The organism is Marivirga lumbricoides (assembly GCF_014636295.1).
Lineage (GTDB): Bacteria > Bacteroidota > Bacteroidia > Cytophagales > Cyclobacteriaceae > Marivirga > Marivirga lumbricoides.
In genome coordinates, this window is sequence record NZ_BMEC01000021.1 from 26,040 (window position 1) to 50,049 (window position 24,010).

Here is a 24,010-nt window from a genome sequence, read left to right on the forward strand (position 1 = left end):
AATGGTATTAGAAACTATTGACTGGCTATCGATTATAGCCTTTTTCGTTATATCGCTGGTAATAGGAATATGGGTTTCCAGGCAGGCAAGTTCAAGTGTGTCTGAATTTTTTCTCTCAGGCAGAGATATGCCCTGGTGGCTCCTGGGTGTTTCAATGGTGGCTACCACATTTTCTGCAGATACACCCAATCTGGTTACAGATATAGTAAGGCAAAATGGTGTTTCCGGTAACTGGGAATGGTGGGCCTTTTTGCTTACAGGAATGCTCACTGTATTCGTTTACTCGAAACTATGGAGGCGCTCTGAAGTGCTTACGGACTTAGAGTTTTATGAATTGCGCTACAGTGGCAAAACAGCAGCATTTTTAAGAGGATTTCGCTCCATCTACCTGGGCGTATTTTTTAATATTATGATTATGGCTACCGTGTGTCTGGCAGCTATAAAAATAGGGGGAGTACTATTAGACTTAAGTCCTGTACAAACGCTTTTAATCGCTTCAGTAGTAACCGTTATTTACAGTTCATTAGGAGGCTTAAAAGGGGTGTTAATTACTGATTTTGTGCAGTTTGTAATAGCCATGATAGGTTCTGTGTATGCTTCTTATGTGATCATTAACTTACCGGAAGTTGGTGGTTTGGAGGCTATGCTTAGCAACAAGGACGTGATCCCGAAATTGGACATGCTTCCTGATTTCACTAAAACAGAAACCCTTGTGCCTTTATTCATTATTCCATTAGCTGTGCAGTGGTGGAGCGTTTGGTATCCTGGTGCTGAGCCCGGTGGAGGCGGTTATATCGCTCAGCGTATGCTTTCTGCGAAAGATGAAAAAAACGCAATAGGTGCAACTCTGTTTTTTAACGTGGCTCACTATGCCTTAAGACCATGGCCATGGATCTTAATCGCGCTAGCTTCTATTATTGTATTCCCTACGCTAGAGTCTATACAAATGGCGTTTCCCAATGTAGCACCGGAGATTATTAAGCATGACCTGGCTTATCCTGCCATGCTTACTTATTTGCCTCATGGTTTGCTGGGCGTAGTCATCGCTTCTTTGATTGCTGCATTTATGAGCACGATTTCTACTCATCTCAACTGGGGGTCATCGTACGTTGTAAATGACTTTTATAAAAGGTTTGTCAATCCCAATAGCTCAGATAAGACTTTAGTGAATGTGGGCCGTATTTCTACGGTAGTATTAATGGTGTTTTCCGCTATTTTAGCTTTGTACCTGGAAAATGCTATTCAGGCATTTAGGATATTAATGACCATTGGGGCTGGTACAGGACTCATTTTTATATTGAGATGGTTCTGGTGGCGTATTAATGCGTGGACTGAGATTTCCGGGATGATCGTTTCTTTCCTGGTCGCCATTTACTTTGAATTTATTCATGAAGCAGTGGGCCTTAGCCCTTTAGAAGGTTACCAGAAGTTACTTTTTGGAGTAATACTCACTACCATAGTTTGGGTGATTGTCACTTTTATGACCCGCGAAACGGATGAAGACCAGTTGATTGAATTTTATAAGAAAGTGAGGCCGGGAGGACCGGGCTGGAAAAAGGTGTTAACATCAGCTAAAGCTAAAAATATAGTATTGGAGCCGGTAAAGGAAAAGCTGAGTTTAGAAATTCTGAGCGTATTTATTGGTACTGTTGCTGTATTCGCAGCCTTATTTGCTACTGGCTACTTTATTTACGGTCGCCTGGCATTAGGAGCAGGCATTTCACTCGTTTCTGCTGCTGGTTTTGCCTGGTTAATGTACATGTGGAAAAGGTTGTCTTCTTAATGGGTGAGAGGGTTAAATACTGGTTTATTTCTCAAGGGTAGGTTTTTTTGGTTGAACTTGAATTGAAGATGTTGTGCATTGTAAATGCACGGCTCGTTCCTCCTCGATACAATCGAGTAGGAGAGGAACCTTAATGTGTTTTATTCAGCTTTTATTTTATTTACTGAACATACTCCCTTCTTTCCTCAAATCCTAATTTTTCAGTCTTTAGGGTTTTTAATTTATAGAGCGAGTTTGCGCTTGAAAAGATTTTATGTAATGTAAATGGACGGTGCAAATCTTCTCGACCAATATGGGAGGTGAGGGAGCTTGTTACTCGATTATTCACCGTTTTATTTCTTCTTCTTTTTCTTCTTACTTTCTTTCTTATCAGTGTCTTTTAATGCTTCTTCAATATTTCTCATATCCTCTTCACTAAACATCTTTTCTATTGCATGATTAATATTGAAATATAATTTCACAGGTTCTTTACCCTCTTTTTTCATTTCTAAAATATCAACAAAGTATCCATTAGGGTCATCACCTGAACCCATCATACCAATCGAACCTCCAAAAATATGAGTAATCAATGTCTGACCATCCCTTGGACTAAGAACAAAGAAGGGGTTGTCAATAGTCCCATTTCCACTTGCCATCACTGAATTTAGAATCATCATGAATTTATCCTTATAAAAAAGTGCGCTATCATTTTGTAATAGCATATATGCAAATCCTTTTTCCATTAATGCTGTAAAATTGACTGGATTTGTTTTAAGAAATTCATTACTCATTAAAATGGCAGCATCGTATTTTTTTTGATTTATCAGATTCATAATTTCTTCCTCCGTATCAATAGTCTGATATGGTTCGTAATGCTTATTCGTAGTGAATCCTATTTGCAAAGCTATTAAGTCTAAATCAGTTAGAGTGCTGTCATTTTTATTAAATCTGTCAAGTAGCATTGGATAATAGAAAGTGCTTAAACTGTCTTGACTTAGCTCTAAAATTTTATTAAAATCTTTATGATAATCGAAACTTTCCTGTCCATATAATGGATTGAAAATAATCACGAAAATAAATGTCAAAAGCATTTGTTTCATATATTGTATTTGTGTTTAAATGTTTGATAAGGTCTAGCTAAGGGAATTAGAATCTGTCTTAAGGCAAGCAGTAGCACTAACTTTGCTCTGTCTAAATCGCCAATCATTAATTTAATTTACACATTGTGGCTGACTTTCCAAATACCTCCGAAATATCCTGCATGATAACCCCCTTTCATTAAAAGGTGGTGTGATAGTGCACCTATTTTCTTTGTTTGCTAATCAGCTCCATCTTTCTTAACTTTTAATAAGCTTTGATTTATTTCGACTTCATCAAAAGCTTCAATAATAGGGATATTCTTAGGCATTGGAGGGGGGAGCGGATTTAGAATTGTATCTTGTCGAAAAAAAGTTAAAAGTTCACGTGTTAATCGGAAAGTGGTGTCTGATTCTTCTAGCCTATACGATAAATAATACTTTTTTCCTGAATGCGATGGAAAAAAGCCCACAACACCATTTTTTCCGTTAAAGATGAATCTGTGGTTTGTATGCCATTCAGGATGATAGAGATTGCACATTATAAAATCTTGATTTTTATAATATGCTTTTTTTGAAACTCCAATTTCATAGTTTGAAATTTCGAATAATGTGTCTGAAAGCTTCTCTTCTTCTGTAGTAGCTTTTAAAAGTGAGTCTGCCAATAAAATAAATTCTAGTCTTTCGAAATTATACTGGCTATTTCCAATAGTATCGACAGATAACAAAGTGTCATAAGGTGTTGAAAATGTCTTCCAACTTACAACAGTTAAAGACTCTTTTTGAGAGCATCCCAAAAGATAGAGAGCTAAAAGTGGAAATATAGTTTTTAGTTTTTTCATTAAACACATCTAACAAATACATAGTATTGTAAAAGTTTTTATTATATCTGCAATATCTTATTTATCAAGAAACAAACCACTTTACACGCTTATTGAGCCGTATTTATTTTATTCTCTGAACATACGCTCTTCCTTCCTCAAACCCTAATTTTTTACTGTAGAGGATTGTCAATTTCTAGAGTGAGTTTAAATTGAAGATATTGTGCATTATAGATGTACTGCTTTTTCTTTCTTCTTACTATTGAGGAATGGGGTAACCATTTGAACAGTGGTGTGGGAACGAATCGTTAGCTTACGGCTCATGGCCGTCTACTCAATTATCGCTAATCTATTTATCCAGCCATGGTTCTCTTCGCTTCTCACTGTCATTCTCGCTTAAATACTCAATAGCTAAAATGAGTTGAATGTTTGGATCTTCTAAGTTAATTCTACCAGTACGATGATAGATTTCATTTTCTATTCTTACTATTCCTGTAAAGTCACCTGCATTAATTAAATCCTGGTGATATGCTTTAATTATAGGATTAGATTGACCTACTTTATTTAGATATTGATTGTATAGTCCTTTGTGGTTAAAGCAAATAGACTTGTATGTTTTATCATTTTGAGGGTAAATTGTTTTACAATAAGACCAAATCTCACCAAAAATGTTAGACTCTAGTTGTCTATAAAGTAATTGCTGATTGTCAAAATTGATATTTTTTAATATTGGTTGAATGCCATATTCGCCTAAGTCTCTAATTGAGGACTCCATGCACTCCGAGAAACTTGTTCTTGAGTTACACATTTCGCTTCTGAAAAAATCTACAATTTTAATTAGGTCGCTAATTTGGTTTTTACTGAATGTGTTTTCTATCTCATTGTTTGTAGCCCGTTGTCTATCAAACGAGAAAAAGATTATTGATAAAATGATTAGATAGTTAAAGGTTCGCATACTGGATTATTCTAATGGATATGGTGCGCATTATTACTTAAACACTTCTAAAGGATAATATTCATTGTTTGAATAGCCATCTTTTCTAAATGCAAGGAAATAGTAATGGAATTGATCATTTGAAGTTAATTTCCCGTCTTTATCTACATCTTCTAAAGTTCTATAATATAGTTTGTTTTCACCTTTGATTAACCGGTAATCATACAATTCATGCAGCTCTTTGGTAATCTTCGTAAAATCAGATCCGTTAAGCATACTAATGTAAAGCGATTCGATATCATCACTATCTAATTTATTGTCACCATTAGTATCCCTATCATAGACAGAATAGAGAATATAACCTGACTTAGTTTTTTCAAATATTTCCCTTAGAAATATGCCTTTCTTAATAGTTATTTTATTTTTTGATAATAGTCTTTTTCCTGATTCATCTTCAAAAATGATGTTTATGAATTCTCCGCTAAAATTATCTGAATTAAAATAACTGTTTCCAATACCGGAATTGCTATATGAAGCTGAAGAGTACTTACTATAATCACCTCTCTTATTTAGTTCCACTAACCCAATCGTATGTAGCAGAACATTAGTGCTATCAAATTTAATTGGTAGTTCTGAAACAAGAACTTTAGTTGAGTCTTCCATTCTATCATCCTCAGTAGCTACTGTGTCAATCTTAATTTCATGATTGATCTTTTTTGGGTTAGGATTATTACAATTAGAAAGAATGGTAATAGCGGCTATTATAATAATTAGTTTTCTCATGGTTTAAATAATGCACAACATTTAGTTTAAGAATAGAAGCCCACTTGTCAGGTTACAAAAAAATTGAAGTCGGCTAAAATCCCTTAATTTACTATTGGTTCAGCTATTGCTTTTTCACATCGTTAAGCACAGTTTTTTTATACACAAATTCAAGTAAAAAGCAAAGCAGGATAATTCCAATAGAAATCAACACCCCAACCGGGTTATTACCAAATTGTTGAATCAGCAGCGTTATAAAAGCTAATAAACATAAAACAGCTGCTAAGATGTGGGCCCATTTTTTTGAGTTTAATTCTTTGTACTTTTTATACCCAATGTAATTGACTATGGCAAAGATCAATAAGAACCCGGCACTTCCTGCGGTAGATATACTCTGTAAATTAAAAAAGTTGACTAACGCGATAGACAGTATCGCTGTTACAAGAAAACCAATTGGTTTCCCCCAAAATATGAGGCAGAAGTATTTTGGTAATTCATTGTCTTCGGCAATATCATAATTCACACGGCCACTACCCAGTACAGTGGCATTAATTGCTGAAAAGGTAGAAATTAAAGCGGTAATGGTAATTATTGTAAAGCCAATTTGTCCTAGGGTAGGTTCTGCCGCTTTGGCCAAAACATAATCTTGAGCATTGGCTATTTGTTTGAAAGGTAAGGCACCAACGGTAACAATAGCAATTAAAATATAAAGGACAATGACAAAACCAACAGCACCAAAATATGCCTTTTCGGTATTCTTTTCTTTATCTTTTAAATCAGAAATAGAGTTTGCAATTAGTTCAAAGCCTTCGTAAGCCACAAAAATCACCATTCCCCCAGAAAGTATGAGTAAAGGGTTTTCCCAATTTTCAGGAGATAGTTGGCTCAAGTTTTCAGGGTTGTTCCAAAGTCCATAAAAGCCCACGCCAATGAATGCTACTAAAATTAATAATTTAATGGTTACCGAAACAGACTCGATACCACTTACTAATTTTACGCTCAAATAATTAATTAACAAGGCGAGAATAAGAATACTCGTTTGGTAAATATGGATATCGATATTTTTCGAACCAGTTATGGAAAATAATTCAGCTCCATAGGAACCGAATGCTGAAGCATAAAGTGCCAGCATAACGATGTAGCTTAGCCAGAGAAGATTGTTAATTGCTCCAGAGAATATTCCTTCACCAAATTGGCTGTTCACAAATTCAACAGTACCACCATCCTTCGGATATTTTTTAGAAAGTTTGGCATAAGAGTACGCGGTTAACAGGGCTATTAAACCAGCGAATGAAAATGCGGCTGGTGTTCCACCTTTTGCCAATGAAACGGCCAGCCCGAGTACAGCAAAAATTCCACCTCCTACCATTCCTCCAATTCCAATAGAAATAGCATCTTTTAGTCCGATTTTTTTATTCATCAATAATGTTCTTTAATTGTGCTCAATAGCCCTGGCTAAGGCAAGTGCGGTTTTTAAAACCGAATATTTGCCCGCCAGACCGAATGTTATTTAGTTGCAATATCTTCATTTTTATACAGCCAACCTACATTAGCTATAGCGGAGGTGACACCAGCTTTTAATTTTTTCTCCATATTTCTTTTGTCCGCATCATAAATAATATTGTCATTCCGAGAACTAAAATAGTTATCCCATAGCTAGATAAACTTTGTCCAAATGCTGGTGACATTGCAAACGTTCCAATGATAAGCGCCAAAAGTCCAAATAAACTAAGTCCTATCAGTGCAATTATTATAATTGAGGTGGTTTTTAATATCCGATTAAGTAGTGCCAGTCTTTTCAACCCTAATGTAAGTAAGTAGGCTATTGACAAGGTTATAATCAAGATTACCAGTAAATATAAACTCTCGATGACATAATAGGTATCGTGTAATTGAATGTTAAAAGTGTCACCAAAAGCAAAACCAGTCAACAGTCCAAATGCTGCAATAAGTATCGTGAAAAGAAATATTACCCACCTTACTTCAATCTGTCTTTTCATTTTTTAAGTAATGCCCAACTTTTGATATATGCAAAGTAGGTGATTGCAGGCAGCAAAATAATAAAACCTTTACAAAGTTGAAGCAGGCTACAGTCACTAAATTCAGTACTATCATACCTGATTTTACATACATTGTTGACTGTTGCGTTTTATTTTCTAACTGCATTCATGTTTTTGTACTCCTAAAAATGGTTTAATTACTTAAATTTCCACCAGTCAAAATAAAATAAATCTTTTTCTCCTCTGAAGATAAAGTACAGACTATGAACTCCTTTAATCTTTCCGGTTACCGGTGATTTAAACGTACTCCATATACCTTCTTCAGTTGTGGTATTTATCTCCACTGTGGCAATCACCGGCCCGTCAATTTTATCGGTTCGTATTTCAATCTTGCCGCCATAAAAGGGGAAACACTCACTTCCACCATTTCTGCACCATCTGCAAAATCAACTCCCTCCACTTTAATGTAATCACCATGATTGATGGCAGTAACAAATAAACGATCCGCGATTTTTTTACCCCTGTCCCAATCGAAATCACCTTCCCACTCTGTTTCAGACCGGGTTTTTACCCCTTCGCTCCAGGCCATGGTTTCGGCTTGAACTCGCATGAACGGATTCAAGGTTCCTACTTGTTCGGGCCCTTTCACCGACCAGTATTCCCGGTTCCGGATGGTACCGTCTGGATTGTATTGCATTTCATCCATATCAACCGACCTACGCTCGTAGAATTTGGGCGTTGTTTTTTTTAGCAGGTCGGAACTATGCCCGAATACATACGATTTTCCCTTGTATTCAATAATGCCCGGGTGATTGCCCCTGGTCTTTTCTGAGGCGTCCACAATCATGCCTTTGTATTCCCAGGGTCCAGTAGGGGAGTTGCTCATAGCATACCCAATGCCTTCGGGGCAACATGTGGAGGCATAGGCCATATAATAATGATTTTTACGTTTCCACACCCATGGTCCTTCCTGGTAATTATCGGGGGTGGTAGGTTCCTGCATAATCTCGCCTGAATACGAGACCATATCCTCGTTCAGCTTTACGTAATATACTTTTGGGTTGCCCCAGTACATATAAGCCTGTCCGTCATCATCAATCAAGATGGTAGGGTCAATGTCGTGGTTACTGTTTTTAACAAGAGGTTTGCCAATAGGGTCTTTGAAAGGTCCGTAGGGACTATCGGCCACCAATACCCCAATACCAACTCCTCCGGGCATCGGGCAATAAAGGTAAAATTTTCCATTACGCTCAATGCATTGCACTGCCCATGCCCCATTGTCATACGGTACCCAATCGAAATTATCTAATGATGCCACTATGCCGTGTTCAGTCCAGTTGACCATGTCTGTTGAAGAATAAAGTAACCAGTCCTTCATTTTGAAGCCCATTGCGTCATCTTCATCGTGGCTGGTGTAAAGGAATACGGTGTCATTATGTACCATAGGAGCTGGGTCAGCGGTGTATTTCGTCTGGATGATGGGAAGTTGCTGTGGCACTGTGTTTTGTGCATCGGCATAATAATCTATTGTCAGCGCCATCACGAAAATGATGGTTGCATAAATTTTTTTGTTCATCATATTGTATTTTTTTATACTGTCCATTTGTGCTCATTTAATTCTTAAGACTTAATATGACTTCTCCGAATTCCAAGTCCTCCAGGTAATAACACCCTTTTTTCGGGTGAGTCAACGTTGCTACAGCGATAAGTGTAATTACTGTAAAGAAGCAGTCTTGAATTATGGCTAGTTAAACCGAGTTGTAGCTCATTTTATTCTGTTTTTCTTGTAACATTAATCATCGATAAAGTAACATGTGTTTCTTTGAATTGTCAATTCTGAAATTATCCTCAATATATTTTTTAGGACTAGTCAATGTATCTGTTTCTATGATATTTGAATAAACCTCCATCCCATTTTCTAACTCACTTTCACTTATTGAATAACAGTCAACTGAATCAATAAATTTAATTAAAACAGTCTGCCCGTAAATATTCACATAAGTATCCTCCGCCTCTCTTGCCTTCTTTTTAGCTACTTCATAAGCATCATCAAACGAATCAGCTGTCACAAGCATTATACTTTCTTCAAATGCTTGATAATTCTTCTTATAATTTGAATCAACAAGTGAATTATCAGGTGCACCTTCAATACTAAACTGAAAGACATTTTTTATTCCGTAAAGCATAATTGATTTTTAATGGGCTACATCCGAATAAAATAACCATAGTATGTTTTATTCCACTTATATTTTATTCTCTGAACATACTCCCTTCTTTCATAAAATCCTAATTTTTTACTATTGAGGATTTTCAATGTATTGAGAGAGTTTGCGCTTGAATTGAAGATATTTTGCATTATAAATGCACAGCTCAATCTTTCTTAATCAATCGAGGAGGGGAGGAATTGCTTTTATGATTGGTGAGTGTTCTTATAACTTTTCCCGGAAGCCACCATTAGGTGTTTGCTTTTTTATTAAATTCATCAACTCTGTATGAGTTTTAAATGTCATCTTAAAATCATCTAAATTTGCGCCCACATTTTCCAGTATAATTAAATTCAGATCAGTTTGCGGGTAGTAATAATTTGCGGTTGGAAAACCCGGCACATAACCAAAAGCTCCTATTTGAATTTGTTGTTCACCATCTTTAAATAGTAGTCCATATCCATATTCAATTTTATCGAATATAGGGTGTATTCTGGTTTCATATCGAGTTTCCATTAGTTTTAAAGTGCGTGGCTTAACTAATTTTCCGGAATATAATAGATTGTTCCATTTTAATAAGTCCTCTGCATTTGAGATAAAACCACCAGCTGCAACATATTTAACAGGATTACCAGCTGCAATTATTAGCTCTCCTGTTTCATCTTCTTCATATCCATTTACTAAATGTAAATACTTTTTATTATCAGGGTGGTAAGTATTTTTTAATTGATATTGTGTGAACAAATCAGTAGATATATTTTTAAAGGATTCGTTTTTTATTTTTTCAAGTATTTGTGCTAGTATTCCAAATCCTATTTGAGAGTAGTGAAATTTTGTCCCGACTTCAAATTCCAATGGTTCATCTATTTCAACAATTCCATGAGTATGGCTTAATAAATGATGTATTGTGACTTCTTTAGCCCAATCTTGTTTTATTTCAGGAAGATATTTATGTATTTGGTCAGACAAGTTAATATTTCCTTTTTCATATTCTCTCAAAACCAATACGGTAGTTATTTGTTTACTTATTGAGCCAATGTAAAATTGATCAGATACATTTAGTTTTGTTAAGTTTTTTATGTCGGAATAGCCGAGTGCTTTTTTGTATTTAACAACTGAATCTTTGGCAATAAGAATTACTCCGTTGAAATCAGTATATTTTGCAATTGAGTCAACCTGATTTGATATGCTATTGGTAATTTGCTCATCTGTTTTTTTTGAAGTTTTACAAGATCCTATTAGTATAAGTAATATAAGTCCGAAAATAGTTAATTTCATGCATTTAATTTGGTTTCGATAAATGATGCTAACTTTCAAATATAAACGTAGTGCGAGGTTGTGGAGCAACCCATTGTCAGTCGGCCGCAAAGCATCTTAGTAGAGAGAATGCTCAATTTTAGCTTGCTCGCATTACGCTTGTACGAAAAGTATTCTATTTTTTTTCCCTAAGATATAAAATCTCATAATTATCCTTGGTGTTAGTTGAATATCCATATAGGATTAATGTGTCTTCAGAAATAGATAATTTTTCACATCTTTTATTTTCAGGTAAGATTAAAATAATATCATTTGCTTCTAAATCCTTGATGTTACTATTATCAAATTGACAATTTTTTGAAAGTTCAAATGGCTCAAATTCTGGTGCATTAGGAATACCTTCTTCTATAAACTTAACAGTTGAATTTACAAATTCAGCTGTTCGATAGGGATATGCACTTTCTTTCCATTCTCCTTGTAATTGTTCAATTATTTCAACCTTATTTAAGGTAGGAGCTTCTTCCTTAGTTTCATTTTTTTGCTCTTCAATGATTTCATTCTCATTGGAATTTGACAAATCATTTTCTTTATTCTGATTCTTACATGAAAAAATAAAAAATGTAATGAGTAGGAAAAAGTAGTTTGTTTTATTGTTCATAATGATAAGTTAAAGCAAAATATTCATTTCAATATATGGATTTTATTGTTGTACAAAGTTGATGTTTAGCATGTAGGCAGTTATGATTTCATATACAGTAGTAGGTACTTTTTTTATTTTCCAAATAATTTGTTCCAGAAACTTTTCTTTATTGGTTGATGAGTTTCGATTTTTTCTTTCTTAGATAAAGAAGAATCTTTTTTTTGTTCTTCTTTTATAACAATATCATTGTTAGTAGAAGAATTACTGACCATTTCTAAGAAGAAAACACCTTCTTGGTTCATTCCTAATGGAAATGAGGTCCTTTCAATCCAATTATTAGATTGTAATTCCGATACAGGAGCAGAGGAAATACTTTCTTTGAAAATTTCTTTTGCTCTTTCAATTACCTGGTCTTCAATATTGATTTTGGATTTAGAAAAAATAGGAACACCTTCTTCTGGTATATTTAAAAGTAAAATTTGAGTTTTTCCATTTTCTTTTTGAATATCTAAAATCTTGAAGAACGAATTAGACTGTAACATTATGTGTCCAAATTCAGGATTAGGGCTTAACATTGAGACATCTTTTCCATTGGATGAAGCTACTAAATACCTACAGTTTTTAGCCATTCCACCAATTCTATGACTAACATCTGTAAAACCTCTTTCCATTATAATTTGGTCTTTTTCATATTTGGATATTAGATTCTCATCTAATGCTAAATCTCGACAAAAAATTGCCAAGCCACTAAAAGTGGAATTCATTATTGATTGTATTTCTTCGTTTGTCATCTTATAAGCTACCCTTAAAACCGAACTGTTTAAAAGTATAAAAATAATTGCTAATTTTTTACTGTAGAGGCTTGTAAACTTATTGAGTGAGTTTGCGCTTGCAATTTAAAGTTATTGAGCATTATAAATGCATTGCTCATTCTTTCTTGATCAATCGAGGACAGGATTTGATAGTATAAGTTTTATGTTATAAATATCCTCTGAAAAGCTTAGCTACCCGTAAGAATCACTTTAATCAATTTCCAACTTTGTTAGCAGTTTTATAGAAATGTACCAGTCTCTTTCGAAAAAGGAGTAACCATATCAGTAGGCAAAATAAAAGTGAATATAAATGGAATGAAAAGTACCAAGAACCTTTGTTATGTTTAACGTTTTGATAGTAGTTGAGCATTGTTGCTCTTCCCCATGCAATGAAGGCATCAGCCATTGGTAATATGCCAAATAGATATTTTTTCTGGTCATTTCTAACCTTATCAAAACCGAAGGCATGTATAGTTTTGTATTGTTGCTCGGCTAAATTAGCCTCTCCGTACATGGCTAAAGTACCAATCATAACAATAGTGCCTGAAAAGCCCACTCCAAAAATTACCGGCCCGGAATCGATGTCTCCTAGCCCGAATTCTCCAACAGGATACTCTCTCATAGATGGAAGCCCAAAAGTTGTTTCAATAAAAAGAGAATCTGCTATTTTAAACTGATCCTCAGCAAAACCATAATCTATCTCTCCTAACATTCTAAGAATTAACCCAATAGAACAACCTCTGGCGCCTTCAATAGTATGTGCAGATTGAAAATCAACTTTGTGAGGTATCAAACCGGTTTTTGTATCCAGATTATTTTTGACTTCCGTAAGCCATCTCTTTATAAGAGGTGCGTATGTTTCATCAAACACTTTTTGATAATGACTTAAAGAAGCCATAGCTACAAACATATCAGCTGGCCAGGAATGGCCAGCATATGACTGAAGATAAGGTGTTTTTGATTCTTCCAGTGCAGTTGCAATTAAATTTGATTGTGTTTTATATTGAGCCAGATATTTTTCTTTATTCTCAAATGATGTTTTGAGGAGGAGTATTTTTGACAACAAGTAGTTTCGCCATCCATCATAAAAGATTCCATTTTCAGGGTTTAGGTAATTAGGAAAAGTTAATCTGGTTTTATCTGAATCTATGCTATTGTACGCAAATAAAGCTTCATTTAGAGCCTTATTAGTTAACTTGGTATTACCAGGTGAGGCTAAAGCTAATTCGCACCATGAAAGTCCATACAATGCATTGATAAAAACATTTCCTTCCGGAAAGATTTGTTGCATTCTACCTGCAAGATCATGGCTTTTTAACTCGTCTTCCAGGAAGTTTAGCTGCAGCACTATGTCGTTTTCAACTTCTTGCTTTGAATAGTTTTCTGAATGTAATTTCAGATTAATCCTAAGAATTATTAGCGTAATAAATGCAATTAAAATGAACTTGAAGTATTTCATTTTTAAAGGTTAAGTTCCTGTAATTTGATTCAAATCGTTTATAACACACTTGCAATTTAACAGCCTTAATGATATTTTAATGAGGAGTTTAGGTTTTATCATACTTTATAATCTTTCGCTCATTAGCATAAAAGGTATCATAAAACCCTTATATGGAGAGGTTCAATATTTAAGAGGTATTACATGAACACTGATTACAGCACATTGTGAATTATAAATGTACCACTTTTTCCTCCCCGATGCCCATTGGGATGCCTTTGGTACAAGCGAGGAGGAGAGAGATTGATTTTCATAAAAGCTTTTCTGGTAATGGGGTTTCTAATTCTTCATTTGTAGCGATTGCTATCTTAACTTTTGCTGTTTTTGCTTTCAGCCCAAACAATGGCCGAACCCATACAATTCTCCTTATCAGGAACTCATAACTGAGGAAGCAGCCTGCAAAAGTGAATACAATCACTGCTATTAATTTTACTACAGGGTGAATTCCCAAAGGAAAGAAAAGCCAGGAAGCCAGATACAAAAAGAACATGTGGATGATGTAAATGGGATAAGCAGCACTGCTTAAATACGCTAATGCCTTGCTGGGCCGATTGAGGTATTTGTACCCAAAGCCAAAAATGGCATAGATCCACAAATTAGATTCTACCGGGATTAAGTAAGCAGACAAATCAACTGTAACCTGCTGCATGCGCAAGATATATAAAGCAAAAGCAACCACTAAAAACGACCATCTGCATCGGCTTACATTGTGCCAAAAGGAGGTACCGAAATAAACGCAGAAGAAACCAGTCAGAAAGGCAACCATTCCTATCCAAAATCCATGAGGCGTCATCGCGTAAAGCTCAAAATTTTCAGGTTGCACTATTTTAGCCTCTGCTATAAAAGGAATCATCAGTACCAGCAGAGCAATCGGGTTGCCCATTAACCTGTGGAACGCTGCATAAATTTCACCCTGCTGTCTACTTTTTAGGTAGAAAAACAAAGGAGTGAAAATGGGTACATAAATAAAGATGTTAGCCAAAAACCACAGATGGGCAGGATTTACCATATACGATAAATCCTGATTGTAATATGATTGCCATAAGTAGATGTGCAAAGGAACTATCACCAATATCCCAAAAATGAAGGGAAGGAGAATCCGCTTTGTCCGTTCCAGCAGAAGTGCTTTCCAACTTCGCCTCTGAATAGCGAAATAAACACCCATTCCGGAAACAAAAAATAAAAGAGGAATTCTCCATACATTCAGCATGGACATAGGAGCCCAGATGCCTTCCAGTGCCTCATTATTCTGGATGAACCCAATGAACACACCCCATGGTTGAAAGCCAATTGCTATATGGTAAATTAACAATAAACCTATAGCAATCACTCTTAACCAATCAATATCGTACCTTCTATCAATTAGCATAGCGCAGTAATTATTGTTGATTTTTAATTAATTCAGCGATCACCTTCCTGTTTGCCTGCAATTGCTCATAGTCTAATTTCAAGCCTAAAGGGCCAAGACTTTTGCTGATCTGGTCATACATGGGCTTTAGTGCTTCAAAAGGAGCGGATACGGATTCAAGAGCCGTGGCATCGTAAGAGTTCTTTATTGCAAGCTTTGCATTTTTCGCCAGCAGAGCCTTTACAATTTCTACTCTGCCAAAGAAGGCTGCTGTGTGTAAAGGAGTAGAGCCATCCGCACTGGTGGCATTAATGTCGGCTCCACCTTCTATTAATAATATGGCTGCATCTGTCTTCCCGAAAGTGGCTGCAATATGCAAAGGCGTTGAGCCATAATCATCTTTTTCATTCAGGTCGGATTTTGCCGCAATATGTTGTTTGATGGCATCTGTATTGCCGAAAAATGCGGCTTCCTGAATAGAGACTTTTGGCTTTTCTGCCACCACTTTAGATTCAGTTCCCTCTTGCTTTGCTTGCTGACAAGCCACTGTTGAAGCCAGCGCTAATATTAGTATTAAAGAGCTAAAAAATTTCCCTGTTTTTAAATAAGTTGTTTGCATGATTTTGTTTTTTATTGTTAGATTTTTTTGATTTTTACAAAGGTCTGCACAATACCGCAGGCGCACTTAACAGGCATGCTGAATTGAATATAAACCATGCATTTTGTGTAACAATTATGCATTTGTGCTATAAACTATGATGCAAAAGCCTCAAAATAAGCTTTGTAAATGGGGTTTTAATTACCGATTATTGTATTTCCTCAATTGATGAAATGCAAGACTATCTGAATCATAAAAGTCCTTTTTTACAGAAAGTAGTATCGGTTATTCAAAGCAACCTGAGCGATGAGCATTTTGGAGTAACGGAACTATCTGTGGCTTTGAACATGAGCAGGTCCAACCTGCTGCGTAAAATAAAGCAGGAAACAGGCGAGTCTGTCAGTGTGTTTATCAGAAATGTTCGCCTGCAAAATGCTCTGCTCTTATTAAAAAATGGGGAACTCACTGTTTCGGAGATTTCCTACCGGGTAGGTTTTAGCAGTACTTCTTATTTCACCAAGTGTTTTCGGGAATTATATGGCAAAACGCCCGGGGACTTCAGCAAAAATAGTGTTGAGGAGGAAAGTCCTGAAATTATAGAGGAAGAAGCTCAAAAAGCCCATACTTCCAAAAAATACCTGCTTATTGGTGTGGCCGTTTTCGTGCTTGCCATAGTTACAGGCTTATATTTTTTTCTGTACCGGATAGAAAAGAAAGAGAACAAGCTCAGCAAAACAATAGCTGTTTTACCTTTTAAAAATGACAGTGCTGACAGTACAAATGTGTACTTTATGAATGGCTTGATGGAAGCCATATTGGACAACTTTCAGAAAATAGAAGACATGAAAGTGACCAGCCGGACGACTTCTGAAAAATACAGGAATAATTCCAAATCTATTCCTGAGTTAGCGGAGGAGTTAAATGTAAACTATTTTGTTGAGGGAAGCGGGCAGAAAATTGGAGATGAGATTGTGCTTACTATCCAGTTAATTGAGGCTCCGACCGATAAGCACCTTTGGTCAAAAAGATACAAACGAAAACTCAAAGACGTTTTCACTTTGCAAGCAGATGTGGCAAAAAGTATAGCCGCTGAAGTGAATGCCATTATTACGCCAAAAGAACAGGAGCGCATAGAAAAAATACCAACCAATAACCTGGTAGCCTATGATTATTACCTCAAAGGAATTGTTTTACTCAATGATGAAACAGGTAAAGGACTTGAAGAAGGGATCGTTCAATTTAAGAAAGCCATTCAGGAAGACAGTAAGTTTGCCAATGCTTATGCCTATGTGGCCATTTCTTACTATTATCTGGACCTTTTCAGACAGGAAAAGCAGTATACTGAAGAGGTGAAAAATTATGCGGACAAAGCCATCCATTTAGATGCGGATTTGGGTGAGAGTTTAATAGCTAAAGCTTTGTACCTGATGCAAATAGAGGATTATGAGCAAGCGGTGATAGCTTTGGAAGAAGTGCTGGATTTTTACCCGAATTTAGCATGGATCCATAACTTCCTATCCGATATTTATGCTTATATGCTACCGAATACTGAGAAATATTTAATCCATGCGCTGCAAGGAATTCAGGTAGCCGTGTCCGATAAAGACTCCGTTTCTAAAAGCATTACCTTTTTGCATTTAAGCAATGCGCTGGCTCAAACCGGCTTTATGGAGGAGGCTGAGAAATACGTGATGCAATCCAAGGCGTACAATCCCCAAAACCATTATGCCAAATACCTGCATGAATATATTAAGTTTAGTAAGCATAGAGATTTGAAGCAAACTAAAACTGCCATGATTGAGATCTACAAGGAAGATACTACCCGGATAGATGTAATCCAGGAGATTGGTAAAATATGCTATACTTTGAAAGATTATCAGGAGGCATGGGTTTACTATGATAAGCTAATCTCCCTCAGGACTGCCTTACAGTTGGATCTTTACCATAATGAAGACGTCAATATTGCTTTTGTGTTGGAGCAATTGGGTCGTAAAAAAGAAGCAGAAGCCTTTTATGAAAGCTATTTAGCGTTTGCTAATAAGGATCAATCAATCTATCACGATTTAATTTTTGCTTCCTACTTTGCTGCAAAGGGCGATATTGAAAAGGGGATGGAGTACATGAAAGCTTTTACTAAACAGCGCCATTACCAGTATTGGTTTGTGCTATTTCTGGAAAGAGACCCTATACTTTCAAAAATGAGAAATCATCCGGATTACCAGCCAACCATTCAGAAAATACTGGCCAACTTTTGGGAAGACCATGAGGATTTGAAAGCAGTGTTGGTAGAAAGAGAGATTATTGAATTGTAAAGTTTGAGTCAGCTCAGTTTTTTGTAGCTGGTCAGCTATATCTCAGGTATTTCACTTTGGATTTTTTATCTACCTAATTGAGAGATGGTAGAATTTCAATGGTAATAGGTTCAATCCACAATGCCTGGATGAGATATCAAATATTGCTTAAGCTAAAATTAAGCTTTTTTGCCCATCCAGCCCAAATGCGTGTGTTTGAAGTCGTCCTCATACTTTAAGCCATAGCCAAAAATTCTGTCCATAGCCGAATGGCCAAAAAGAATTATGCCGGCAAAACTAAGTTCAGAATGGTTAGCCCAAACGCCCAGTGCCAAGATGATGATGGCGAGTAACTTATGATGAAATAGGTTATATAGCCGGGCACCTACTTTGGAATTCAATAAATAACCCAGCATAGATAAGTCCGGTAGTAGGAGGAAAGCAGGGAAAACCCACCAGGCATAATCCAGTTGGGCAAAAAGGATAATAGAAAGAGCAAACTGTGCTACTTCTTCTGCTTTTAAGAGGGTATTCATTTGAGGCGTCATATCTGTTGTTGTATTTAAATGGAGTCTGTTAGGTAATCATGTGATAATCAATGATATGTGTCTGAAAGTCAGTAATAAATGATTACTCATTGTGTAATCTGATTTTAGATTCCATATAATCTGTTACAAAGTACAGCAACTTGATGGTTATCTCTCTTGACAAATGTCAAGAATTTTCCATTTGGTCTTTTCGAATAGGGCCATATGTTTCGGCCGTTTATTACTAGAATATAGAGATGGTGGAATTTCAATAGTAATAGACCCAACCCACCATTAAAGGCGGGTTAGGATGCTTCTGTTTTTAAAAGAAACTTAGTTGTAAACTCTCATCGGGTATCAACATTGAGGCTGAACTACAGCCACTTCTCTGAATACTTGCCATCGGTCTTTCTCCCATCGGAAATCCAAACTAAATACAAATTTCTGTTCAGCTCCGGTAAGATTCACTTTTCGGATCACTATGGCATGTCCTAAATTTCCCTCTATTTCCATATTACTGATTTCAAACCAATCGTTTAAAGGTGCATCACCATTTTCCTTTTTGGATTGAAACATGCTTTTCACCATATTTTTGTCTAATACATTACTCTTACCTTTATGATCCACCATAAAAACTTTAAGGTTTTCGTGGTAAACCAATTCCAGTTGCTCTAAATTAAAAGTTGTTCCTGCTTCAATTAAACTTTCAATGGCCTGTTTCAATGATTTGTCTGATTGTACTATCATTTTAAGTGTTTTTTTATATCAATTTTTAAATCGATACAAAGATCAGTCACCATCATGTTTTGATGATTATCAATGTGTTTTTAAAAATAGTCAATCTCTCATCAGGGAGTTTTTTTCAATTTTCCCTGGAATTGAATCGGGGTAATGTGAGTATGTTTTTTGAAGAAGCGAATGAAGTTGGAGGGTTCTTTAAAGCCCATTTTATAGGCAATTTCCTGAGAGGTATATTTGTTTTCTGAAAGGGTTCTTTTTATTTCCAACAATAACCAGCCATCGATAAATTCTTTGGCGGTTTTATTCACTATTTCTTTGCAAATCTCATTTAAATAATTGTAAGATACCTTCATTTTGATAGCATAGTCCTTAGCATTATGTAGCTCACTAAAATGTGAACTAATCAATTGTTTAAATCGATGGAAATCCTTAAATCTATGTGTATCAAAAAACTGCTGTTGATTGCAAGCAAGCCGTTTGATTTGGAAGAGTAAAGTCATAAACACAGAATGAACAATTTCTGATTTAAGGTTAGTGTTTTTGTCTTCAAGTAAATTTTCTAGCAGCCGTAAAACAGGTGTCAAATTATCAATATTTTTTGAGCCTATATTGATAGATGCTGTATGGAAAATCTGAAGAAAGTGAAAAAGGTTTTTGTCACGTATGTTTTGCGTGATAAAACTTTCATCGAAACCAATAACATACCCCTCTACATTGAGTTTCCTGCTAAATGAATGAACCTGACCTTTAGTAATAGGAAGGATAATGCCGGGAGCTAAAGTTGCTTCCTGAAAATCTACGGAATGCTTACTTTGTCCTTTTGCAACAATTAGGAGTGCGTGAAACCCTATCCGGTGGGGTTCGGATAAATCAAAATTGCTTTCCGAAACGCGTTTGTATAGTTTGTGAAGAGGTAAAAATTCAAATGGAATTGGCTGTTTTAAAAAGCGTGAAAAAAGAATATTTTCTATTTCATTTTTTATGAGCAATTTCAGTCTTTTTAAATAATGTTAAATGTTTGTGTGAGTTGTATTTTACTATTAGATTATTTCAATTCAAACTCTTTCCAGTTCTTTTTTATAAATTCTAATCTGTGATTATCCATTTCTTGAGGGTTGTAGCCAAAGGCAATCTCTTGCAAAGAGTCATAATCATCAGTTGATTTTGCAGCTTCAATCAGTCTCAGCATTTCATTATTTTTCATTAGTTTGTAAGCAGCCATCAATCTTTCGAGTTTATTATCAAGCAGTTCTTTTTCTAACTCACCTTCAAAAGTAAATTCTTTATCTATATCTCCGATTGCAATAGCAGATTCAAATTGATAACTATGATAAATAGCTTTTAGATAATCGGAAAACCCATCCATTGCATCATTAATTTTCTTGCTAAAAAGAGTTGTATTCTTTTTGTCACTTTTGTAAGCTTTCTCTAAAATTTTATAATAGATTTTTTGAGTTAAGTCAGATCCATATAATGCATTCATTATTATGTCATAGCTAATTTCCGGTAAATCCTTTCCTAATTCAATCTGTACAAATTCACTGATCAATCTGTTATTATTTCCTGCCAGGTTCAGGAGGTGTTTCTGCCTTGATTTAGCTTTATATTGTTCTTTTAGTTCCTTTTTTTTCGCTTTATCCATTTTGATTCATATCTCTTGAAATCCTTTCCTATTTAGCCATTTTCGGGTGTTCTTCTTCCAAATTATCAGCAGCAGTTCATTATAGTCCATAATTATAGTCCATAAGTTGAGGAGGAGGAGGGAGAAACTATTTTTTCTATAGCTGCTGAGGAATAGAGTCACCTTTAAGATTACCCTCTCTATGAGTATATAAATTCAGTTGAAAATCAGTTAGTTTTTTCAGTGAACTGCCATACCATGCTCCGATAGCTTGTGAAGTAATATTTATTAAATTGGAAATGCTTAAGAAGGCTTGTTCATCAAAAAAGCTTATTTTAGAATGGTAGTTAACGGAGCTGTTGTAAGATTTTAGTAACTCTCTGTTTTCTTCAGAGTTAATGTTTAAAAGGAGCTTTTCAATATCCTGTACTTTTAAAAAATCCTTGAACTGCTTTTCAAAAGACGATAACTCTGCAGCTAGTTGCTTAATGCCATCATCAGTCCATCTGGTTTGAGAGTAAAGTTTTTTAGTGAAATTTTCAAAATTACTGTTTAGTTTATCGATGGATTTTATAATTCCAGTTACATTAAAATAATTGTAATATAACTGTTCCAGTTCCTTTTGTTTGTTAGCGTGCAAAGCTCTCTGATAATTATAAATAAATGCATTTTTATCAGCATTGATCACAAATACTTCCTCCTCTTCAATTTCTTTTTTAAGGCTGATAATTAGACTATTAGCTTCTTTTCTTTTGTACTTTTTATTATCAAACTCGAAGTATTTAGTAGGAATTTGCTTTAGTACAATCTGCTTTAAAATTTCTAAATCAATTTTGTTAGACTCTAACCTCTTAATGCTTTCTACGGTTTCCATTGAATACACTTCGTCAAAACTTTGAGTAGTTGTAAGTGCTATTAGCGCTTCTATATTCAATTGAGAGAGGTATCTGCCTTCATAAAAACCATTATAATCTTCTGAAATCTTATATTTGTTAATTTCATGTTGTACAAAATTCTGATATTCTTCTTGATTAAGATCAGTAAATTCAATATCGGGAAATCCTACTCTGTAGAGGTTTTGTGTAACATCTTTTTTTATACTATCAGCGTCTGTAAAAATCTCCCAGGCAGATCTTTCATTAACTTCAGCTTCAATATTTACTTGCGAAATATTATTTTCTCTTTCTTTTAAAGTGGGGTGAGATGCCCATTGGTCTTTGATGTTAACCCTTGACTTGACTATACTATTTTCAAGATTTTTGTCTGTAATTATTGGAAATCCATCTTTAACTGTCATTTTGTTCTGTATTGCCAGAAAAGAGGTGGTGTAGGAATGATTTGAATAGATGTCACTACTTGCTTTTGATTCTGATGCCAGTGAATTAAGGTAGGTAGTAGTATAGTTGTAAGAAAAAGCTGAGAACTCTAACTTTCGTAAAGCATCCCTAAACGATTTATTACCGCTCACACTTACTGCCATCAAATCAGCATGGTACTCCATTTCTCTTGATAACTTCATGTAGTTGATGTTGATCAAATTATATGCAATCTTTAACAATCCTCTTACTCTTTCTACAAGCCAAAATGTTATTCCTGCAAAAAAACCAAAAACACCACCAGTTTGAGCCCATCCGTGCAAAGCATTATCCCAGTTATCATAATCGTACACCAGGTTATAAATTACTCTGTTTACGGTATATATGTAACTGCCTATTTTCATACTTCGCTGAGAAAAATGCCCGAATTCATGGGCAAGAGCGGCTTTAAGTTCACTTATAGATAGTGTATTTACCAAGCCTAATCCAATTTCAAGGTTCTTTTTGACTGGAAAAAATAGACTCCAAAAGCTTGAGTTATAAAATACCATGGCATTTACTTCAGGAGAAAGAAAAATCTTTTTTGGAAATTTAGTTTTAGTATCGTTGTTTAAGTTTCTAATAAATGCAAATAACTCTGGATGTTCACTCTCCTTTACCTCTATTCTTAATGGATTGTCATTTCTATTCTTTGAAAAGATAAATTTGAAAAGGAATATGAATAGCATCAAGCCAAAAACAATTATTCCAGCACCTGCGGCTAATGTAATGAAGCTTGGTTTGGCCGTAATAAGTGAAATGCCCGCCCATACTGATAAAAACATGATGCCTCCAGCTAAAACAACTAAAATTATATAAAACATTAAGAATAATAATACAGAGAAAATTACTGCACTTACAGATTTCCGAAATTGTGGAGAGGGGCTAATAAAGTTATAATTTTCTAATAATGGAGATTTTGGATATAGGTTGGATTTCATAAAGTGAAAATGTAAGGCTTCAAAAATTTTAATTCATTATGTGTTGTAGTGCTCACTATAATTATAAACGGATGAACATAATTAATTTCTTTTTCAAATCCAATGAATTCATCAAATAGCACATAATCTATTTACCTTTTTAGCTTGGAAAGGATAGAATCAGGAGTTGATTGAAGATCCGGCAATGAGGCAGTTGGTAGTTAATGTGTCAAACTATTTTAGGACAGGACAGTTAAATTTTCAATACTTGCTGTTTTAAATTTTTGCCGTTGATCAATCCGTTTTTGATTTTAACGTTAAATTCTTTTTCCTCCATATAGGGAGGTTTAATAGTAATATTTAACTCAAAATTTTCTAAAGTATTAATATCAATATGTTTTATATATCTGGAACTAATGCTATTTAAACTCAGATCTTTAATTTCAATATCAGAGGCATAATACTTATCATACTTATGATATTCTTCTTGGTTTTCTGCAAAAATTTCTAATTCGTAGAGTTTATCAGTTGGTTGAAAACAGTATAAAGTACCAAGGTAAAATTCATCCCTTCTTGATTCCCAATTCATATTAGAATAGCCAATAAATAATTTACGACTTTTCTTATCTTCAATTTCAATGATGTTTTTATTAAAGGAAAAAATAGATGTTTTTTGCATGTAATCATAAAATCTATTGATATTGTCTTCTACAATATTTAGGGCATCACTTTTAAATAAAACCCACTAAAATAGAGGTAATTAGCTGTATTAATCTATAGAATAAAACCCCGAAATTAGCTAGATAAAGCTTTTTTCGGGGTTTTTGATTTGTTAAATTGTAG

At 35.0% G+C, this 24,010-nt stretch carries 23 protein-coding genes; 2 read left to right on the top strand and 21 right to left on the bottom strand.

Going from position 1 to position 24,010, the window contains the following annotated elements; translation table 11 throughout:
- Position 1 precedes the first annotated feature (1 nt).
- Positions 2–1,783 (top strand): sodium:solute symporter family protein, encoded by a 1,782-nt coding sequence (locus IEV85_RS23185; protein ID WP_188467661.1) that lies wholly within the window; start codon positions 2–4, stop codon positions 1,781–1,783.
- A 332-nt stretch (positions 1,784–2,115) separates the two neighbouring features.
- Here the strand turns inward: IEV85_RS23185 and IEV85_RS23190 are convergent, their stop codons facing one another.
- The 15 genes from IEV85_RS23190 to IEV85_RS23255 all read right to left on the bottom strand — a co-directional run bounded on the left by IEV85_RS23190 (position 2,116) and on the right by IEV85_RS23255 (position 15,733).
- Complete coding sequence (locus IEV85_RS23190; RefSeq protein ID WP_188467662.1) at positions 2,116–2,862, bottom strand: DUF4919 domain-containing protein; 747 nt, start codon at positions 2,860–2,862, stop codon at positions 2,116–2,118.
- Between the two features lie 218 nt (positions 2,863–3,080).
- Positions 3,081–3,680 carry a hypothetical protein gene (locus IEV85_RS23195; protein WP_188467663.1) on the bottom strand — a complete coding sequence of 200 codons (600 nt, stop codon included), beginning with the start codon at positions 3,678–3,680 and terminating at the stop codon, positions 3,081–3,083.
- Positions 3,681–4,008: 328 nt separating this feature from the next.
- On the bottom strand, positions 4,009–4,434 hold the full coding sequence (locus IEV85_RS23200) for a hypothetical protein (RefSeq protein WP_188467664.1): 426 nt from the start codon (positions 4,432–4,434) through the stop codon (positions 4,009–4,011).
- Positions 4,435–4,647: 213 nt separating this feature from the next.
- A complete protein-coding gene (locus IEV85_RS23205; protein WP_188467665.1) occupies positions 4,648–5,376 on the bottom strand; it encodes a hypothetical protein in 729 nt (242 codons plus the stop codon).
- 103 nt (positions 5,377–5,479) lie between these two features.
- The gene (locus tag IEV85_RS23210; protein WP_188467666.1) at positions 5,480–6,775 is read right to left on the bottom strand and encodes an APC family permease; all 1,296 of its coding nucleotides are present in this window, start codon (positions 6,773–6,775) and stop codon (positions 5,480–5,482) included.
- A gap of 157 nt (positions 6,776–6,932) precedes the next feature.
- The gene (locus IEV85_RS23215) at positions 6,933–7,355 is read right to left on the bottom strand and encodes a hypothetical protein (protein WP_188467667.1); all 423 of its coding nucleotides are present in this window, start codon (positions 7,353–7,355) and stop codon (positions 6,933–6,935) included.
- A gap of 197 nt (positions 7,356–7,552) precedes the next feature.
- Positions 7,553–7,711: a carbohydrate-binding protein gene (locus tag IEV85_RS25270; RefSeq protein WP_425562912.1), complete on the bottom strand. Its 159-nt coding sequence runs from the start codon at positions 7,709–7,711 to the stop codon at positions 7,553–7,555.
- Positions 7,708–8,958 carry a glycoside hydrolase family 43 protein gene (locus IEV85_RS23220; protein ID WP_229712706.1) on the bottom strand — a complete coding sequence of 417 codons (1,251 nt, stop codon included), beginning with the start codon at positions 8,956–8,958 and terminating at the stop codon, positions 7,708–7,710. Before IEV85_RS23220 ends, IEV85_RS25270 begins: the two co-directional genes overlap by 4 nt.
- Positions 8,959–9,151: 193 nt before the next feature.
- Positions 9,152–9,541: a DUF4288 domain-containing protein gene (locus IEV85_RS23225; RefSeq protein ID WP_188467668.1), complete on the bottom strand. Its 390-nt coding sequence runs from the start codon at positions 9,539–9,541 to the stop codon at positions 9,152–9,154.
- Positions 9,542–9,784: 243 nt separating this feature from the next.
- Entirely contained in the window at positions 9,785–10,837 is a 1,053-nt protein-coding gene (locus IEV85_RS23230) for a serine hydrolase domain-containing protein (protein WP_188467669.1), read from the bottom strand.
- 154 nt (positions 10,838–10,991) lie between these two features.
- On the bottom strand, positions 10,992–11,474 hold the full coding sequence (locus tag IEV85_RS23235) for a hypothetical protein (protein ID WP_188467670.1): 483 nt from the start codon (positions 11,472–11,474) through the stop codon (positions 10,992–10,994).
- Between the two features lie 113 nt (positions 11,475–11,587).
- Positions 11,588–12,247 (bottom strand): hypothetical protein, encoded by a 660-nt coding sequence (locus IEV85_RS23240; protein ID WP_188467671.1) that lies wholly within the window; start codon positions 12,245–12,247, stop codon positions 11,588–11,590.
- A gap of 235 nt (positions 12,248–12,482) precedes the next feature.
- A complete protein-coding gene (locus tag IEV85_RS23245; RefSeq protein WP_188467672.1) occupies positions 12,483–13,727 on the bottom strand; it encodes a hypothetical protein in 1,245 nt (414 codons plus the stop codon).
- 289 nt (positions 13,728–14,016) lie between these two features.
- Positions 14,017–15,135, bottom strand: a complete 1,119-nt coding sequence (locus tag IEV85_RS23250) for an acyltransferase family protein (RefSeq protein ID WP_188467673.1) — start codon at positions 15,133–15,135, stop codon at positions 14,017–14,019.
- Positions 15,136–15,145: 10 nt separating this feature from the next.
- A complete protein-coding gene (locus tag IEV85_RS23255; protein ID WP_188467674.1) occupies positions 15,146–15,733 on the bottom strand; it encodes an ankyrin repeat domain-containing protein in 588 nt (195 codons plus the stop codon).
- 212 nt (positions 15,734–15,945) lie between these two features.
- Between IEV85_RS23255 and IEV85_RS23260 the strand changes: the two genes are divergently transcribed.
- Positions 15,946–18,024 (top strand): helix-turn-helix domain-containing protein, encoded by a 2,079-nt coding sequence (locus IEV85_RS23260; protein ID WP_188467675.1) that lies wholly within the window; start codon positions 15,946–15,948, stop codon positions 18,022–18,024.
- A 158-nt stretch (positions 18,025–18,182) separates the two neighbouring features.
- Here IEV85_RS23260 and IEV85_RS23265 read toward each other — a convergent pair whose 3' ends face one another.
- The 6 genes from IEV85_RS23265 to IEV85_RS23290 form a co-directional block, all read right to left on the bottom strand.
- A complete protein-coding gene (locus IEV85_RS23265; protein ID WP_188467681.1) occupies positions 18,183–18,539 on the bottom strand; it encodes a DUF4260 family protein in 357 nt (118 codons plus the stop codon).
- Between the two features lie 348 nt (positions 18,540–18,887).
- Entirely contained in the window at positions 18,888–19,277 is a 390-nt protein-coding gene (locus IEV85_RS23270) for a hypothetical protein (RefSeq protein WP_188467676.1), read from the bottom strand.
- A 101-nt stretch (positions 19,278–19,378) separates the two neighbouring features.
- Positions 19,379–20,260 (bottom strand): AraC family transcriptional regulator, encoded by an 882-nt coding sequence (locus tag IEV85_RS23275; protein WP_188467677.1) that lies wholly within the window; start codon positions 20,258–20,260, stop codon positions 19,379–19,381.
- A 56-nt stretch (positions 20,261–20,316) separates the two neighbouring features.
- Positions 20,317–20,913 carry a hypothetical protein gene (locus IEV85_RS23280; protein ID WP_188467678.1) on the bottom strand — a complete coding sequence of 199 codons (597 nt, stop codon included), beginning with the start codon at positions 20,911–20,913 and terminating at the stop codon, positions 20,317–20,319.
- Positions 20,914–21,049: 136 nt separating this feature from the next.
- The gene (locus tag IEV85_RS23285; RefSeq protein WP_188467679.1) at positions 21,050–23,188 is read right to left on the bottom strand and encodes a M48 family metalloprotease; all 2,139 of its coding nucleotides are present in this window, start codon (positions 23,186–23,188) and stop codon (positions 21,050–21,052) included.
- Positions 23,189–23,420: 232 nt separating this feature from the next.
- Entirely contained in the window at positions 23,421–23,846 is a 426-nt protein-coding gene (locus IEV85_RS23290; RefSeq protein ID WP_188467680.1) for a hypothetical protein, read from the bottom strand.
- Between the last annotated feature and the right edge of the window lie 164 nt (positions 23,847–24,010).

Excerpts from the sequence above, each read along its gene's own strand:
- IEV85_RS23215 (WP_188467667.1), bottom strand. The coding sequence starts at position 7,355 with ATGAAAAGACAGATTGAAGTAAGGTGGGTAATATTTCTTTTCACGATA.
- IEV85_RS23200 (WP_188467664.1), bottom strand. The coding sequence starts at position 4,434 with ATGGAGTCCTCAATTAGAGACTTAGGCGAATATGGCATTCAACCAATA.
- IEV85_RS23260 (WP_188467675.1), top strand. The coding sequence starts at position 15,946 with ATGCAAGACTATCTGAATCATAAAAGTCCTTTTTTACAGAAAGTAGTA.
- IEV85_RS23250 (WP_188467673.1), bottom strand. The coding sequence starts at position 15,135 with ATGCTAATTGATAGAAGGTACGATATTGATTGGTTAAGAGTGATTGCT.
- IEV85_RS23195 (WP_188467663.1), bottom strand. The coding sequence starts at position 3,680 with ATGAAAAAACTAAAAACTATATTTCCACTTTTAGCTCTCTATCTTTTG.
- IEV85_RS23255 (WP_188467674.1), bottom strand. The coding sequence starts at position 15,733 with ATGCAAACAACTTATTTAAAAACAGGGAAATTTTTTAGCTCTTTAATA.
- IEV85_RS23265 (WP_188467681.1), bottom strand. The coding sequence starts at position 18,539 with ATGAATACCCTCTTAAAAGCAGAAGAAGTAGCACAGTTTGCTCTTTCT.
- IEV85_RS23290 (WP_188467680.1), bottom strand. The coding sequence starts at position 23,846 with ATGCAAAAAACATCTATTTTTTCCTTTAATAAAAACATCATTGAAATT.
- IEV85_RS23205 (WP_188467665.1), bottom strand. The coding sequence starts at position 5,376 with ATGAGAAAACTAATTATTATAATAGCCGCTATTACCATTCTTTCTAAT.
- IEV85_RS23185 (WP_188467661.1), top strand. The coding sequence starts at position 2 with ATGGTATTAGAAACTATTGACTGGCTATCGATTATAGCCTTTTTCGTT.
- IEV85_RS23280 (WP_188467678.1), bottom strand. The coding sequence starts at position 20,913 with ATGGATAAAGCGAAAAAAAAGGAACTAAAAGAACAATATAAAGCTAAA.
- IEV85_RS23190 (WP_188467662.1), bottom strand. The coding sequence starts at position 2,862 with ATGAAACAAATGCTTTTGACATTTATTTTCGTGATTATTTTCAATCCA.
- IEV85_RS23270 (WP_188467676.1), bottom strand. The coding sequence starts at position 19,277 with ATGATAGTACAATCAGACAAATCATTGAAACAGGCCATTGAAAGTTTA.
- IEV85_RS23235 (WP_188467670.1), bottom strand. The coding sequence starts at position 11,474 with ATGAACAATAAAACAAACTACTTTTTCCTACTCATTACATTTTTTATT.
- IEV85_RS23210 (WP_188467666.1), bottom strand. The coding sequence starts at position 6,775 with ATGAATAAAAAAATCGGACTAAAAGATGCTATTTCTATTGGAATTGGA.
- IEV85_RS23285 (WP_188467679.1), bottom strand. The coding sequence starts at position 23,188 with ATGAAATCCAACCTATATCCAAAATCTCCATTATTAGAAAATTATAAC.
- IEV85_RS23245 (WP_188467672.1), bottom strand. The coding sequence starts at position 13,727 with ATGAAATACTTCAAGTTCATTTTAATTGCATTTATTACGCTAATAATT.
- IEV85_RS23230 (WP_188467669.1), bottom strand. The coding sequence starts at position 10,837 with ATGAAATTAACTATTTTCGGACTTATATTACTTATACTAATAGGATCT.
- IEV85_RS23225 (WP_188467668.1), bottom strand. The coding sequence starts at position 9,541 with ATGCTTTACGGAATAAAAAATGTCTTTCAGTTTAGTATTGAAGGTGCA.
- IEV85_RS23220 (WP_229712706.1), bottom strand. The coding sequence starts at position 8,958 with ATGGACAGTATAAAAAAATACAATATGATGAACAAAAAAATTTATGCA.
- IEV85_RS23240 (WP_188467671.1), bottom strand. The coding sequence starts at position 12,247 with ATGACAAACGAAGAAATACAATCAATAATGAATTCCACTTTTAGTGGC.